At 60.5% G+C, this 15,948-nt stretch carries 13 protein-coding genes and 1 pseudogene; 5 read left to right on the forward strand and 9 right to left on the reverse strand.

The window, feature by feature from the left end; genetic code table 11:
* Nucleotides 1-7 precede the first annotated feature (7 nt).
* The 5 genes from purC to BLW69_RS07200 form a co-directional block, all read right to left on the reverse strand.
* On the reverse strand, nt 8-772 hold the full coding sequence (purC, locus tag BLW69_RS07180) for a phosphoribosylaminoimidazolesuccinocarboxamide synthase (protein WP_092660849.1): 765 nt from the start codon (nt 770-772) through the stop codon (nt 8-10).
* Nucleotides 773-1,008: 236 nt separating this feature from the next.
* Nucleotides 1,009-1,563, reverse strand: a complete 555-nt coding sequence (locus BLW69_RS07185) for an RBBP9/YdeN family alpha/beta hydrolase (protein ID WP_092660851.1) — start codon at nt 1,561-1,563, stop codon at nt 1,009-1,011.
* 45 nt (nt 1,564-1,608) lie between these two features.
* A complete protein-coding gene (purB, locus tag BLW69_RS07190) occupies nt 1,609-2,916 on the reverse strand; it encodes an adenylosuccinate lyase (RefSeq protein ID WP_062456678.1) in 1,308 nt (435 codons plus the stop codon).
* A 102-nt stretch (nt 2,917-3,018) separates the two neighbouring features.
* On the reverse strand, nt 3,019-3,693 hold the full coding sequence (gene rpe, locus BLW69_RS07195) for a ribulose-phosphate 3-epimerase (protein ID WP_092660853.1): 675 nt from the start codon (nt 3,691-3,693) through the stop codon (nt 3,019-3,021).
* A 70-nt stretch (nt 3,694-3,763) separates the two neighbouring features.
* The gene (locus BLW69_RS07200; RefSeq protein WP_092660855.1) at nt 3,764-4,840 is read right to left on the reverse strand and encodes a branched-chain amino acid ABC transporter substrate-binding protein; all 1,077 of its coding nucleotides are present in this window, start codon (nt 4,838-4,840) and stop codon (nt 3,764-3,766) included.
* Between the two features lie 182 nt (nt 4,841-5,022).
* Here BLW69_RS07200 and BLW69_RS07205 point away from each other — a divergent pair, with 182 nt between their 5' ends.
* From BLW69_RS07205 to BLW69_RS07220, 4 genes are read left to right on the forward strand one after another with little or no spacing between them, the layout of a single operon-like run.
* Nucleotides 5,023-5,352, forward strand: a complete 330-nt coding sequence (locus BLW69_RS07205; protein ID WP_062456684.1) for an XdhC family protein — start codon at nt 5,023-5,025, stop codon at nt 5,350-5,352.
* Complete coding sequence (locus BLW69_RS07210; RefSeq protein WP_062456687.1) at nt 5,349-6,044, forward strand: XdhC family protein; 696 nt, start codon at nt 5,349-5,351, stop codon at nt 6,042-6,044. The genes BLW69_RS07205 and BLW69_RS07210 overlap by 4 nt, the downstream gene beginning before the upstream one ends.
* Nucleotides 6,045-6,047: 3 nt before the next feature.
* Nucleotides 6,048-7,691, forward strand: a complete 1,644-nt coding sequence (locus tag BLW69_RS07215; protein ID WP_092660857.1) for an NTP transferase domain-containing protein — start codon at nt 6,048-6,050, stop codon at nt 7,689-7,691.
* 2 nt (nt 7,692-7,693) lie between these two features.
* A complete protein-coding gene (locus BLW69_RS07220) occupies nt 7,694-8,020 on the forward strand; it encodes a TfoX/Sxy family protein (RefSeq protein WP_092660859.1) in 327 nt (108 codons plus the stop codon).
* Nucleotides 8,021-8,243: 223 nt separating this feature from the next.
* Here BLW69_RS07220 and BLW69_RS07225 read toward each other — a convergent pair.
* The 4 genes and pseudogenes from BLW69_RS07225 to bcp all read right to left on the reverse strand — a co-directional run bounded on the left by BLW69_RS07225 (nt 8,244) and on the right by bcp (nt 12,380).
* Nucleotides 8,244-8,668, reverse strand: a pseudogene (locus tag BLW69_RS07225) (NUDIX domain-containing protein).
* A complete protein-coding gene (locus BLW69_RS07230; protein WP_092660861.1) occupies nt 8,665-10,218 on the reverse strand; it encodes a DEAD/DEAH box helicase in 1,554 nt (517 codons plus the stop codon). Before BLW69_RS07230 ends, BLW69_RS07225 begins: the two are co-directional and overlap by 4 nt.
* Nucleotides 10,219-10,446: 228 nt before the next feature.
* Nucleotides 10,447-11,754, reverse strand: a complete 1,308-nt coding sequence (locus BLW69_RS07235) for a M23 family metallopeptidase (RefSeq protein WP_092660863.1) — start codon at nt 11,752-11,754, stop codon at nt 10,447-10,449.
* A 158-nt stretch (nt 11,755-11,912) separates the two neighbouring features.
* Entirely contained in the window at nt 11,913-12,380 is a 468-nt protein-coding gene (gene bcp, locus BLW69_RS07240; RefSeq protein WP_092660865.1) for a thioredoxin-dependent thiol peroxidase, read from the reverse strand.
* A 114-nt stretch (nt 12,381-12,494) separates the two neighbouring features.
* Here bcp and BLW69_RS07245 point away from each other — a divergent pair, with 114 nt between their 5' ends.
* On the forward strand, nt 12,495-15,902 hold the full coding sequence (locus BLW69_RS07245; protein WP_092660867.1) for a YhdP family protein: 3,408 nt from the start codon (nt 12,495-12,497) through the stop codon (nt 15,900-15,902).
* Nucleotides 15,903-15,948 lie beyond the last annotated feature (46 nt).

A 15,948-nucleotide genomic window follows, 5' to 3' on the forward strand; every position in this document is an offset into this window, starting at 1 on the left:
CCCCGAATTACTTGACAAGAACCGGGCCGGTCCCGCGGAGCGGCTCGTTTTCGTTGATGATGCCGAGACGGCGCGCCACCTCGGAATAGGCTTCGACCAGACCGCCGAGATCGCGGCGGAACCGATCCTTGTCCATCTTTTCCTTCGTCTCAATATCCCAGAGACGGCAGCTGTCGGGCGAGATCTCGTCAGCCAGGATGATGCGCATCATGTCGCCTTCGAAAAGGCGGCCGCATTCGATCTTGAAATCGACGAGCTGGATGCCGACACCGAGGAAAAGGCCGGACAGGAAGTCGTTGACGCGGATGGCGAGCGCCATGACATCATCGAGCTCGGCCGGGTTTGCCCAACCGAAGGCGGTGATGTGCTCTTCGGACACCATCGGATCGGCAAGCTGATCGGACTTGTAGTAGAATTCGATGATCGAGCGGGGAAGAACGGTGCCTTCCTCGATGCCCAGACGTTCCGACAGCGAGCCGGCGGCGACGTTGCGCACGACGATCTCGAGCGGGACCATCTCCACTTCCTTGATCAGCTGCTCGCGCATGTTCAGCCGACGAATGAAATGCGTGGGAATGCCGATCTTGTTCAGGTGTGTGAAGAGATATTCCGAAATGCGGTTGTTCAGAACGCCCTTGCCGTCGATCACACCGTGCTTCTTCTTGTTGAAGGCTGTGGCATCGTCCTTGAAGAACTGGATCAGCGTGCCTGGCTCCGGGCCTTCGTAAAGGATCTTTGCCTTGCCTTCGTAAATACGGCGGCGACGGTTCATGATTGTTTTCTCGTTGTTGGCACCCGGGGCAGGCGCAATGGATCGTGTTTGTGGGGTCCATATCGGAAAAGATCGCATTTCACAATGCGGGGGCCTTCCGTCCGGTTTTCATCCCGATGAAAAAAGCTATGCCGGCTCCCTCTACCGCATAGGCCGCAGACGACTCAGTCGTGTACCGCGGCAACTTCCCAGCCTAGCAGGAAAAATGCGTCTTGATTCCGGCGTGCCCCCCGAGTTCAGGGCTTCAGTTTGCCGAGGAACTGGGCAAACACCATCGTACCCTCCGGCCAGGGACCATGCCCCGATTCCGCGTTGATATGCCCGGATTCCCCTGCATCGACCAAGACCGATCCCCAGGACGCGGCGATATCGTCGGCGTGCTCGTAGGATCCGAACGGATCGTTTCGGCTGGCCACGGTAAGCGTCGGGAACGGTAGCGGATCGCGCGGGTAGGGGCCGAAGGTCATCAGGTGTTTTGGCCTGATCTTCGGGTTCTCGACCTCGGGCGGCGCAACGAGAAACGCACCGGCGATCTTCTTCTTGAAAAGAGGGATCGCATGGATGGCGGTTGCCACGCCCAGCGAGTGGGCGACGAGCACCACCGGTCGCGTCGAGGCGTTCACCTCTTCCACGAGCCTTTGGACCCAGTCGTCCTTGACCGGTTTTGCCCATTCCGCTTGCTCGACCCGGCGCGCGGTGGCGAGTTTATTCTCCCACCGCGTCTGCCAGTGTGTAGGGCCGGAATTGGTGTAACCCGGAATGATCAGGATATCGGCTTCGGATGCTTTCATGCCGCTAATCTGTGTTTGCGTGATTTCAATATCAAGCTGCCTGTATCACGCTTCGCCAAAGACGCGGGTGAAGATCGTGTCGACATGCTTGGTGTGGTAGCCGAGGTCGAACTTCTCGCGGATCTCTTCCTCGGAAAGGGCGGCCCGGACTTCCTGATCGGCCAGCAGCTCTTCGAGGAAGTCCTTGCCTTCTTCCCAGACCTTCATGGCATTGCGCTGCACCAGACGGTAGGCATCCTCGCGCGAGGTGCCAGCCTGCGTGAGCGCCAGAAGAACGCGCTGGCTCATGACCAGACCCTTGAACTTGTTCATGTTCTTCAACATGTTCTCTGGGTAGATCACCAGCTTTTCGATGACGCCGGCGAGACGGTTGAGGGCGAAATCGAGGGTGACGGTCGTATCCGGGCCGATGGCGCGTTCGACGCTCGAGTGACTGATGTCACGCTCGTGCCATAGAGCAACGTTTTCCATCGCCGGAACCACCGACATGCGCACGAGGCGAGCAAGACCGGTCAGGTTCTCGGTCAGAACAGGATTGCGCTTGTGCGGCATGGCCGACGAGCCCTTCTGGCCGGGCGAGAAGAATTCTTCCGCTTCCAGAACTTCCGTGCGCTGCATGTGGCGAATTTCGATCGCGACGTTTTCGATCGACGAGGCGATGACTCCGAGGACCGCGAAATACATCGCATGACGGTCGCGCGGGATCACCTGCGTGGAAACCGGTTCTGCCTTCAGGCCGAGCGCTGCTGCAACATGTTCCTCGACGCGGGGATCGATGTTGGCAAACGTGCCGACGGCGCCTGAGATTGCGCAGGTGGCAACTTCTTCACGGGCTTCGAGCAGGCGGGTCTTGTTGCGATACATTTCCGCATAAAAGCGGGCGAAGGTCAGGCCCATCGTGGTGGGCTCGGCATGGATGCCGTGGCTGCGGCCGATGCGGACCGTATCCTTGTGCTCGAAGGCACGGGTCTTGAGGGCTTCAAGAACGCGATCAATGCCGGCGATCAGGATGTCGGTCGCCCGCACGAGCTGTATGTTGAAGCAGGTGTCGAGGACGTCCGAGGATGTCATGCCCTGGTGGATGAACCGGCTGTCGGGGCCGACGAATTCGGCAAGGTGGGTGAGGAAGGCGATTACGTCATGCTTGGTGACGGCTTCGATCTCGTCGATGCGCGCGACATCGAATGTTGCGCTGCCGCCTTTTTCCCAGATCGTCTCGGCCGCCGACTTCGGGATCACGCCGATCGCGGCAAGCGCGTCGCAGGCATGCGCCTCGATTTCGAACCAGATGCGGAACTTCGTCTCTGGAGACCAGATGGCGACCATCTCGGGCCGGGAATAGCGAGGGATCATGAGCGTGCGGCTTTCCTGTCAAGTGTTGCCCAGCCTGTAGCAACAAGCGGGCCAAAGCTCAATAACTTCGGGTTTGTTTGCATGGAAGAGGGCGCCGGATGGTTAGCGCGCGCTGCTTGCCGCTGTTCTCAGTGCTTCGATATTGCCGCGATAGGCGTCGATGCCGTCACCCTTGTAGATGGCGGAGCCGGCAACGAAGACGTTTGCGCCGGCAGCGCTCGCAGCGCCGATCGTGTCTGCAGTAATGCCGCCGTCGACTTCGATCTCGATCGGGCGGTCACCGATCAGGGACTTCGTCGCACGGATCTTGTCGAGCATGGCGGGGACGAATTTCTGGCCGCCAAAGCCTGGATTGACGCTCATGATGAGGATCAGATCGACGTCATCGAGCACGTTTTCGAGCGCCGACAGCGACGTTGCCGGGTTGAGTGTCACGCCTACCTTCTTGCCGAGGCTGCGGATTGTCTGCAGGGAGCGATGCAGGTGAGGGCCCGATTCAGCGTGGACGGTAATGCTGTCGCAGCCAGCCTTGGCGAAGGCCTCAAGAAAGGGGTCGGCCGGTGCAATCATCAGATGGCAGTCGAAGAACGCATCCGTATGCGGTCGCAGCGACTTGATGACATCTGGTCCGAACGAAATGTTCGGGACGAAATGACCATCCATGACGTCAAGATGCACCCAGTCGGCGCCGGCCTGCACAACGTCGATGACTTCCTGGCCAAGCTTGGCAAAATCGGCGGCAAGGATGGACGGGGCGATGCGGATCGGCAGGGTCATGGGATGGGTCTCCGGTTTGAGGGAGGCTTTATCATCCCGTGGCGACAGGAACAATTGCCTGGCCAGACCATCAGTCGGTGGCGGGCCCTATCTCCACAAAGTCCGTACCTTGCCACTCCACCAGACGGAACGGGTTCTGCTTTAATTCGTGGTCCGGGCCGAAGGCGACAGGACCGATCGCGGTCGTGAAGGAGCCTGCCGCAAGAGTGTCGGTCAGGGAACGACCATTGGACGTCTCGGTCACCGCCCGGTGAACAAGTTCCGTTGCCGCATAAGCGGGCAGAACGTAGCCTTCCGGCTCGACATTGCCTGCGCGAAGTTGCGTGACGGCGGTGGAAGCTTCAGGCGCCACCGCGTAATCCGGAAGGGCTGCCGCGAGCACGCCGTTGGCAAGGCCAACAGGACGGTTTGCGGCACGCAGCGCATCTCCGCCCATGACTGTCAGGGAAACGCGTTCTGCCGCAGCATCACGAACGATGATGGCGGTATCGTTTCGGTCGCCACCGATAAAGACATGGGTCGCGCCGGCCTTTGCCAGGCGGCGGACGAGAGCGATCTGTTGCTCCTGGCCTGGCCTGAACACGTCGGTGAACGCGGGGCGGATGCCTGACGGTTCCAGCTTCTGGCGAACGGCGCTTGAGAGCTCGCGGCCATAGATCGTGCCGTCGTCGATGAATGCGATCGGCTCGGCCTTCCAGCGGGATAGGATGGCAGATGCAACAGCATCCGCTTCGGCGGTTTCGGTTGGTGCCAGACGGAAAAACGGCCAGTCGTTGCGAAGTGCATCCTCCATCAGGATCTTCGACCGCACCGAGACCGAAACGGCTGGAATAGCGGCGGCCTTCAAGGCGGGCAGCGCCGTCGTCAGCGTTTCCACGCAGAGGAAGCCGATGGCCGCGCTGGCCTTTGCATCCGTCAGAGACTTCGATACCGCGAGCCCGCCATTCTCGTCACAGCTCTCGTCCAGCTCCACCAGCGTATCGCCATTGGCCTCGGCGGCCGCACGGGCGCCTTGGTAGATCTGGGCTCCGAGGAGGGCGTATGGACCCGATTTCGGTGCGACCACGCCGATGATCGCAGCCGATGCAGACGGAGCAGCGAGGAATGAGGCAAACAGGCCGGCTGATATCAAAGTGCGAATGTCCATGCCTTCCCTTAACTCATTGCGGCTTGCGTTCCAGCACATTTAGCTTTCCCATCCGACCGGTCAAAGAGAATCGCGTCACGACGATAAAAACTGCGCGCAGACGTGGAAAAGCGCGGGTGAGGCTTCCATATCGTCACGACGCGCCGATGCGTGTTTCGAAAATTGCCGTCTGAAAGGCACCGATGACCGTCACATCCAGTCTTGATCCACTCGTCACCGCCCAGAATTGGGCCGAAAGCGGCCGCGACGTGGCGATCGCAACCGTCGTCGAGACCTGGGGATCTGCACCACGTCCGATCGGAAGCCATCTCGCGATCGATGGCGAGGGAAATTTCGTCGGCTCCGTTTCGGGTGGCTGCGTCGAGGGTGCGGTGATTACCGAGGCGATCGAGGTGATTTCGTCAGGCACGCCGAAGATGCTGGAATTCGGCGTTGCCGATGAGACGGCATGGCAAGTCGGGCTCTCCTGCGGCGGCAAGATCCGCGTCTATGTGGAAAGGCTCGGCCGATGAAGTTCGATGATCTGGCGCGTCTCAACGGCGCCCGTCAGGAAAGACGCGCCTCGGCGACAATAACCGACCTTGCGTCGGGCGAAATTTCTCTTGTTTCCGAGGAAACGGTTCCGGAGGGTCCGCTTGGTGCCGGCATCGCGGACGCGATGCGCAGCGGCAAGGCCACGAGCGTCGAAATCGACAACCGCATTCTGTTTATCAATGTCTATCTGCCGCCGCCAAGGATCGTTGTGATTGGCGCTGTTCATATCAGCCAGGCGCTCGCCCGTCTGGCGCCGGTGGCGGGCTACGACCTCACGATCATCGATCCTCGGACAGCCTTTGCCACCGAAGAACGGTTTGGTGATGTCGATGTCATCGCGGAGTGGCCCGAAGACGTGCTGAGAGAGCGACCGTTCGATAGCTATACGGCTGTCGCGGCCCTGACGCATGATCCGAAGATCGATGATTTTCCCTTGTCACAGGCGCTGAAGGCGGGCTGTTTTTATGTCGGCGCGCTCGGTAGCCGCAAGACTCATGCGAAGCGCGCTGATCGACTGAAGGATATGGGACATTCCGAGGCGGAGATTGCCCGGATTTCAGCGCCGATCGGTCTCGACATCGGTGCTGCGAACCCGGCCGAGATTGCGCTTGCCACACTTGCCGACATCGTCAGGTCGTTGCGCCGGCGCGACCTCCTTACGCAGGGTTAGGGGATGAAATACGCCAGCTTCCCGTTGCGTGAGGCCGAAAACATCGTGCTCGCCCATTCAATCCGGTTTGAAGGTCAGCGCGGACGACTGCACAAGGGTCACCGGCTAGCGCCTGATGACATCGAGCGTCTTCGCGAAGAGGGTATCGCTTCCGTCATAGGCGTGCGGCTAGATGCAGGAGACGTTCTTGAAGACAAAGCGGCGGGAATGCTGGCCGCCGCAATCGCACCTGATCACCTCACGTTTTCGGAGCCAGCAACGGGACGTGTCAACGTTTATGCGGCAACGGCCGGTCTGTTCGTCGCCAACACGCACGTCGTCAACGCGCTCAACGGCGTGGACCCGTCGATCACGCTTGCCTGTCTCAAGGATCGCGTATCGGTCAAGGCAGGCGACATGGTCGCAACGTTCAAGATCATTCCGCTCGCTGTCGATGGCGATTGTCTCGGGAAGGCTGTGGCGCTGCTTGGGGCTTCTACACCGTTTGAGGTCAAACCGTTCGAGGCTCATGCTGTCACGTTGATTGCAACGGAGCTTCCGACGCTGAAGACGTCGGTGATGGATCGAACGGCGAAGCTCATCGAGCAGCGGCTTGCACTTTCGGGCAGCACACTGGTGCGCGAGATCCGTATTCCGCATACGCACGACGCCCTGACCGCCGCACTGCAGGCGCTTGATCTCGGGAACTGTCGCGAGCCTTCGCTGGTGATCGTGTTTGGTGCGTCCGCCGTTGCCGATGAAGAGGACGTCATTCCGGCTGCGATCCGAGCCGCTGGCGGTGAGGTGATCCGCGTCGGCATGCCGGTCGATCCCGGCAATCTTCTTGTTTACGGCGATATTGGTGGTGTCACGGTGCTGGGAGCACCCGGTTGTGCACGGTCTCCGAAGGAAAACGGTTTTGACTGGATGCTCCACCGGCTGCTTGCCGGTGAAAGACCGACATCGGACGATATTGCCGCACTGGGTGTGGGAGGACTTTTGATGGAGATCCCGACAAGGCCTGCGCCGCGGGACCGCAGCGAGAGCAAGGACGATGTCTCGCTTTCGGTTGCGGCTGTCCTGTTGGCCGCCGGTCAGGCCAGGCGCATGGGAGAAAGTGGCCTTCACAAGCTGCTTGCTGAGTTTGACGGTGTGCCGCTCGTGCGCCGCTCCGCCGAGATGCTGTTGGCCTCGAAGGCCACACCCGTGGTCGTTGTCACCGGTCACCGACAGCAGGATATTGCTGCCGAGCTATCTTCGCTCGACGTCCGTCTCCAAGACAACCCCTCCCATGAAGCCGGGATGGCAAGTTCGTTGATTGCCGGATTTACGCGGCCGGATGTCGCTGCAGCAGATGGCGTCCTCGTCATGCTGGCAGATATGCCGGGCGTGACCGTCAGCCATATCGATGCCTTGCTCGGTGCCTTTGGGGACGCCGGTGGCGAGGCGATCGTGCGCGCAGTCTCCAACGGCAAGCGCGGCAATCCGGTTATTCTGCCGCGCGCCACCTATGATGCTGTACGGAACCTGCAGGGCGATGTCGGCGCAAGGGCGATTATCGAAACCTCCGGTCTTCCGGTGATCGATGTCGATATCGGTCCGGCAGCCCATCTTGATGTGGATACGCCCGAAGCCGTCATTGCTGCAGGTGGCGTTCTGATGACGTAACGATGGATAATATTGCGATCGAAGAGATGTTCGAAGGTCTCGGGCCCGTCAGCATCCGTCGGATGTTCGGCGGCAAGGGCATCTACCAACAGGGCCTCATCGTCGCAATCGAGCTGCGCGACGAACTGATGCTGAAAGCCGATGCCGTAAGCGCGCCTGAGTTCGCTTCTGCAGGCGCGAGGCAGTGGAGCTACGAAGGCAAGAAGGGCAAGTCCGTGATGATGCCTTACTGGACGGTACCGGAAGACGCGTTCGAGGACCCCGACCTCATGTCAAAGTGGACAAGACTGGCTTACGAGGCCGCAATCCGGAGTGAAATCGACAAGTAACCTATATTTTTGGCACTGCGAGATTTCGCGTATTGAATAGGCAATAGGTTTCGCGCTAAAATAGGCATCGTAATGGGGGATGCAGGCTTACCGAGCAGTCGGTGCGTTTCCATCTGACGTAAAATACAACGCTATTTCATCACGGGCAGCCGTTCCGGGAAACCGGGACGGCTTTTTGCGTTGCTGTTTTATCAACGTCCGCCGCGGGCTGGAAGTTGTGTGTTCAGATTTTGGAAAGATGTTCAAATGCGCGGATCGAGAAGACCGAGAGTGGCAGCGGCGGATCGGCAGGGTCAAACCATCCCAGATCCGAAAGCTTGTCCGGTTCGGTCAAGCGTGGCTCGCCGGAGAAATCGCGTGTGACGTAGATCATGGAGATCCAGTGTTGTGCGTCTTCCGGGAGAATCTGTTCAGTCGTGCAGAGAAACTCAACTTTGCCGATCGACAGGCCGGTTTCTTCCTCGGCCTCACGACGTGCCGCATCCGCGGACGGCTCCATCTTATCGACCTTGCCGCCGAGATGTTCCAGTAACCGGCTTCCGGCGCCTTCAGGCGACGGCAGAGGAGAACCCTCCCATCATCCCGCAAAATGACCAACCCGGCGCCGACGCCGGGAAAGTCTATGCCGGGTCTCAAGAACAAATTCAGACCTTGGCGTTGGCGACGATCAGCATGAATGCCGGAATGTCGTCGCCGAAACCGACTGGTGTCGGACCGTCATCGTGGTCGCGGTAGTGACGGCGACGCTCGCGGTTGTCGTCATTGGCAGGATTCGGAGCAGGGGCCGGGCGAGGAGCGCGTTGTGCGCCATTGTTCTGCGGCTTCCTGTCGGCGCTACGTTCGCGCTTTACGTCTTCTACCCTGGCTTCAATCATATTTTCCGTCTGGCTCCGATCATCCTGGCTCGTCGGTTCTGCAATCTTGACCGGAGCTTCTACGCTCCTGGTCTGCTCGGCGCGCTTGCCGCGACCGCGATCCTTGTCGCGCTCGCCACGCTTGCCGCCACGATCGCGACCCTGGCCGCGTTCCTGACCCTTGTCGCTGCTTTCCATCGGTGCCGGCAGGGCAGCGATGTCACCGTTCAGCCATCCGATCTTTTGAGTGATCAGCTTTTCGATGGCATCGAGATACTTAGCATCGGATTTTGTCACAAGCGTGAACGCACGACCGGACCGTCCTGCACGGCCGGTACGGCCGATGCGGTGGACATAGTCTTCCGCATGGATTGGAACGTCGAAGTTGAAGACGTGGCTGACGTCGGGAATATCGAGACCGCGCGCTGCGACGTCGGAGGCGACCAGTAGCGTGATCTGGTTGTCCTTGAAGCCTGCCAGCATGTTGGTACGCGAGCGCTGGTCCATGTCGCCATGGAGCGCGCCGACCGAGAAGCCGTGGCGCTCGAGCGAGCGGAACAGGTCGGCGACATCCTTCTTGCGGTTGCAGAAGATGATCGCGTTTTTCAGGTCGTCCTGCGCGCGGATCAGGTCGCGAAGGGTTGCCCGCTTCTCGTAATCCTTGTTGTGGGCGGCGACCAGGCGCTGCGTCACCGTCGTTGCTGTCGAAGAAGGCTTTGCCACTTCGATGCGTTCCGGGTTCTGCAGGAAGCGGTCGGCCAGTTTCTGAATTTCCGGCGGCATGGTGGCCGAGAAAAACAGCGTCTGACGCGTGAACGGGATCATCTTGGCGATCTTTTCGATATCCGGGATGAAGCCCATGTCCAGCATGCGGTCGGCTTCGTCGATCACGAGGATCTCGACGCCTGTCATCAGCAACTTGCCGCGCTCGCAGTGGTCGAGCAGGCGGCCTGGCGTGCAGATCAGCACGTCGGCGCCGCGCTCAAGCTTGCGATCCTGTTCGTCGAACGACACGCCGCCGATCAGAAGAGCGACGTTCAGCTTGTGATTCTTGCCGTATTTTTCGAAGTTCTCGGCGACCTGTGCCGCGAGTTCGCGGGTCGGCTCGAGGATCAGCGTCCGCGGCATGCGGGCGCGGGCACGGCCTTTTTCCAGAAGTGTCAGCATCGGCAGCACGAAGGATGCCGTCTTGCCTGTTCCCGTCTGCGCGATGCCGCAGATATCGCGGCGCTGCAGGGCAAAGGGGATGGCACCAGCCTGGATCGGTGTCGGGATTGTGTAGCCCGAGTCGGTGACTGCAGAGAGTACTTTCTGGCTAAGGCCAAGATCAGCGAATGTGGTCAAAGGGAAATCTGTTTCCGTTGCAATTCGGGGAAGTGATCCGGTGCCGACGGTAACTGGCGTACGACAACTGGCCCGCGACATAGGACCAAAATGCCGGAAAGTCAAGAAATCCCGGAATATTGCTGCCGGATGTGGTGAATAGAGGCGGCAAGGCTTCCAATGTGTTGTCGAACGCGCTCAGTTTCGCAACGCATGACCCATTCCGGACCTCTCGCGCATCTTTGCGGCCTAATTGAGATAATTGTCGAGCTTCATACCGGCGTTCAGGAAATGCACGGGGTCGACCGGCGAACCGTCGCGTCGCACTTCGTAATGAACATGTGGTCCCGTGGACCGTCCGGTGGAGCCTGCACGTCCGATCACCTCGCCGGGAGCCACAGTCTCTCCGGCTCTGACAAGGATGCGCGACATGTGACCATAGCGCGTGGTGATGCCTTGGCCATGATCGATCTCGACCAGATTGCCATAGCCTGCTGAGGGACCGGCGACAACGACTTTGCCGGCGCCCGTACTCTTCACGTCGTCACCGGTCTCGGCTTGAAAATCGATGCCTGCATGCAGCGCGAGGCGTCCGACAAACGGGTCCATCCGGTTACCAAACCGGCTGGTGACGGAACGGCCGGGGGCCGGGTTTCCGAACGGCAGCTCGCGCGCCACGTCGCGGACGCTTTCGAGCCGGTTAAGCGCGGAATCGAGATCATCGAGCGATGTGTCGAACGTGTCCGAGAACAGCTGAGGCTGGACGTAGGGGCCACCAATACCCGGCTCCGGTTCGGTCGGAGGAGCGGCCGCGACCTGCACGCCCGTACGCCGGAGGATGGACGTGATGGCGTCTGCCGTCTGCGATGCGCCAGTGGTGAGATCGGCGATCTTGACGATCTGGCGCTTCTCGATGTCCTTCAAGGACAGAGTCACCTTGGAAAAGATGCGGTCGGCTCGATCCGCGAGATTTTCGCGAAGCGGGGTGTAGGCCAATGGGTTGGCGACGCCGAGATCCGCCGGAGCGGAATGGTTCGACAACAGGCCTTCGATCGCGTCCAGTCCATGACTGACGGATGCCTGCTTGTCCTTGCCTTCTGCCTGATAGGCTGAAGCTGGTGACGACGAGGTGCCGGCGGACGGGACGATGCCCGATTCTTCCGCGCGGTCTAGAAGCGAACCAAGCTTGCCGTGCCGCGAAAAGAGGGCGTTTTGCTGTTCAAGCAGTTTCTCGACCTTTTGCTCCACGACCTGCTGATCGAGCAACTGGCGGGATGTGATGCGGTCGAGCTGGGCGCGCAGGGCAGAGATCCGGTCTTCGTAATCATGCTGCATGCGCGCCTGGCGCGCCATCGTTGCGCCGATCAGATCGTCGCGGATCACGAGATAGCTGGTGGCGCCGAGATATCCGATCGCCAACGCGCCGACGACGCAGACGGAGACTGCCGCCATCCAGGGGCGGATCGTCATGTGGCGGATCTTTTCGCCGCTTGCGAGAATGAGAACGTGCTCGGGAGCACGATTTCCAAAAACGCGGCTTTGAGTTCCGTTTGCCACCTTCTGCTCCTGAAGATGCGCATGAGACGAGTCGTGCGCGGTGATCCTTCCTCCGCACTAGACCGCTTTATAGTTAACAAACCGTTGTTTTCCGTGCCGCAGAGCAGGAGGCGTGACACCTCCCTGTCGCATCAACATGCGACAGGGAGGTGTCTGGCTTACAGGGCCTGTACGGCTTTCAGCACCTCTTCGGCGTGACCGGCAACCTTTACCTTCGGCCAGACATTTGCGATCCGGCCATGGGCATCGATCAGGAACGTGGTGCGGTCGATTCCCATGTACTTGCGCCCGTACATGCTCTTTTCCTTCCAGACGCTGTAGAGGTTTGCGACGGCGGTATCCTCGTCCGATCCGAGGATCACTGCGAGCGCATGCTTCTCGACGAACTTGTCGTGCTTCTTCACCGTGTCCGGGGACACGCCGATGACGGCGGCGCCGGCTTTTTCGAACTCGGGGAGGAGGGCGGTGAACGCCAGCGCTTCGGTGGTGCAGCCGCTCGTATCGTCCTTTGGATAGAAGTAGAGAACGACCGGCTTGCCGGCGAACGTCTGCAGCGAGACGGTACCACCGCCGTCGCGGGGAATATCGAACTGTGGGGCGATGTCGCCAATGGCCAATTCAGACATGAATTTCCTTTCTTTCGCCGGGATCTTGAGCAATTGTCGGCCCATCGGTAGTCTATTGGTGCCCGTTGCGTCTAGTCAGGCTGCAGCGGGTCTTGAGAAGGTAATGTCAGCCTGATGGCGGAAATTCGCGGCGAAAAGGTCAGCTTCAACCGCAAGGATATGGTTCCGCTGCACGAACTTCCCTCTGCACAGGCGGAAGATCCCATTATCGTACACTGCCCACCGCGCAGATCGCGCATGCGCCGCGTGGGCAAGACCTTTTTGCTGTTTACGATGCTGATTCTGGCTGCTGCCGGAACTGCGATTGTCGCCATCGAGAGCGGCGTCGTCGACGGCGCGCTGACGGCGCGGGCCCAGTCGGCCCTCAACAACGCGATCGGGCCCCGTTATGTCGCTTCGGTCGGTTCGACGGCGATCCGGTTTGATTCGGTGATGCGGATCGCGATCGAGGCGCGCGACGTGGATATCGTCGAGCAAGCGAGCGGTCAGCGGCTGAGCCGTGCCGAAGCGCTGCGGATGGCGATCGATCCGATGAAGCTTCTCGGTGGTCGCGTTTCCATCAACAACATTTCCGCGCAAGGCATTCGGCTGGAGACGGCGCAGTTGCCGGCAGGCGACCCTATGGCGCTGTCGCAGGTTCGCGTCGATGCGATGCCGAAGCTGCTCGAGCAGGCGTTCCAGCGCCTTGATGAAGTGCGCGGCCTGATCGAGCGTACCGGCACCGCTTTCGTTAGGATTGCCGGCATCGAAATCGTGCTGCCGTCTGCCCCTGGCCAGAAGCCGCTGATGTTCGTCGTCAACGAGCTCAATATGCAGCGCAACATCGAGGGCGAGATCGATATCAGGGGGATCGTCAGCCTTAACGACCGCCAGGCAACGCTGGTGGCAGGATCCCAGACTATCGAAGGCGTGACGACCGGACTTTCCGCAAAGCTCATGGGGCTGGACGTGACGTCCTTCCTGTTGCATCGGGATGCAGCCGGGATGCCGCGCGAAGGGCTGGACAGTGCCGTCGATCTTGAACTTGCTGCAACCCGTTCGCGCGAGACCACTGTTCCGGTCATCACCGCAAAGCTCAAGCAGTCGCCCGGACGGTTCTATTTCGACAGTATCGAGCAGCCCTTCAGCGGCGCGGATATCGATGTCGCCTATGATTTCACCAAGGACGCGATCGAAATCCAGAGATCGGAAGCGCGTTTTGGCCCGACTGTCCTTCCGTTCACCGGCGCGGTCGTCGATCTCAACAGGGTCGATCCGGCAGACCACCGGCCGGGGTTCGGCCTCGATCTCCTCGTCAGCGGCGGAACAGCAGCCGGCGCGTCGAACGCCGAAGAACCGGCACAGTTCGATCTGAAAGCCGTCGGACGCTATCTCTCGGCCGATCGCGAGTTGCAGTTCGACGAGATGGCGATGTCCAGTCCGCTTGGGCGGATGGCCGCTGCGCTGAAAGTGCGCTTCGGCACGCAGTCTCCGGAAATCAGCTTCGGCGGTCAGTTGCCACAGATGCAGGTGACTGCAATCAAGCAGCTCTGGCCCTTCTGGATGGCCCGCAAGGCACGCGACTGGGTGATGGGAAACATGTTCGGGGGAACGCTGAGCAACGGCTCCATCGCCGTCTTCATTCCGGCAGGACGCATGAAGGGACCGGGCGTTCCGCTCGATCTCAACCGCAACGAACTGCAGATCAGTTTCGACCTTGCCGACGGGCGCGTCAACCTGCCCGCCGACATCCCGCCGCTTCGCGACATCTACGGCCGTTTCGACCTGAAGGGCGAAGCGATGCAGGTCGACATCACGCAGGCGGGTTCGTTTTTTCCGTCGGGGCGCGCGGTCAAGGTTGAGGGAGGGCGCTTCTCGATCCCATCGACCTACGCGAAGCCTCTGATGGCCGATATCGCGCTGAAACTGAGCGGGCCGGCAGATGCCATCGCGGAACTCACGAGTTTCAAGCCCATCAACGGCCTCAAAAACACAGAGTTCAAGCCATCGGATTTTTCCGGCACTGCCAGGGTGGATGTGAAGGCGCAGTTTGGTCTGGTCAATGACCAGAATCCGCCGAAGCCGGTCTGGAATGCGCATGCGGACCTGCGCGACGTTGCGCTGGCGACGCCGGTGTCCGGTCGCAAGATTTCCAATATCGACGGCACGCTCGATATCGATCCGCAGGCCGCCAGACTGAGCGCGAAGGCTGCGATCGACGAGGTGCCTGCAGACGTCACCCTCGTGCAGCCGATCGACAGCGCGTCGACTGTCAAGCGTGAACAGGTCATCAAGGCAGTCCTCAGCGACAGCCAGCGGGACAAACTGGTGCCCGGTCTCTCGGAGATCGTCCAGGGCACGATCAGCGTGGAACTGACCAGGCTCGATGATACCAGGCAAGGCGTCAGCCTCGATCTGACGCGCTCTGCGCTCTCGATCCCGGGCATCGGCTGGACGAAGGGCAACGGCGTCGGTGCCAAGGCGCAGTTCGAGATTGCCGGGGAGGGCCTCCAGCGGACAGAGCTCAAGAACTTCGAACTGGTGGGCGACGGGTTTGGCGCGCAGGGCAATATCGTCCTCACCAATGGTAGCCTCGCGTCGGCGGAGTTTTCGAGCGCCCGCCTGTCGCCGTCCGATAATTTCAGCGTTGCGGTGAAGCAGTCGAAGGGTGTCTTCGATGTGTCGATCGGCGGATCCTCTGCCGATATAAGGCCTATCATTACCAAACTTCGCTCGGCTACGCCGGGCACAAGTGGGTCGGGTTCCTCTGCCAAGAGCAGCGGTGGCGCGACGATCCGTGCCAAGCTCGATCGCATGGTCGGCTTCAACGACGAGGCCTTGTCGAACGTCACTCTGTTGTTTGCGATACGCGATGGCGACATTGCCTCGGCCGACCTTTCCGCCGTAACGGAAAGCGGGCAGGCCGTTGTCAGCGACATAACGAAGGGCAACACGATCTCGATGACCAGCGGCGACGCCGGCGCCATCGTGCGGTTTGCCAATATCTACAACAACATGCGGGGCGGTCTTCTCAATTTGCGGCTGCGATCGCAAGGGTCCGACTGGGCCGGCAATGTCGACATCCGAAGCTTCGCTTTGGTGGACGAGCAGCGCCTGCAATCGCTGGTATCGACCCCTGTGGGCCGGGATGGGGAAAGCCTCAGCAAGGCGGTCAAGAAGGAAATCGATCTCAACGCCGCGCGCTTCCAGCGCGGTTTTGCCTCGCTCGTCTACCGGAACGGAGCGCTCTCTGTTGCCAACGGCATCGTACGTGGCGAGCAGATTGGCGCGACATTCCAGGGCATGCTGCGCGACGCCCGCGGCAGCATGGACATGACCGGCACCTTCATGCCGGCCTATGGAATCAACCGGCTTTTCGGCGAGCTTCCCCTGATCGGTGCCATCCTCGGCAACGGACGAGACCGTGGACTGATCGGCATCACCTTCAAGCTCGAAGGCGTCTTCGACAAGCCGAAACTGACGATCAATCCGCTGTCGATCATCGCGCCCGGCGTGTTCCGGCAGATCTTCGAGTTCCAATAAAAAAAGGCCCCGCGAACGAGGCCTTCTCACTGTTCTGCAGACCGCT

Origin of the sequence: Rhizobium sp. NFR12, assembly GCF_900108545.1 — a bacterium.
Lineage (GTDB): Bacteria > Pseudomonadota > Alphaproteobacteria > Rhizobiales > Rhizobiaceae > Neorhizobium > Neorhizobium soli.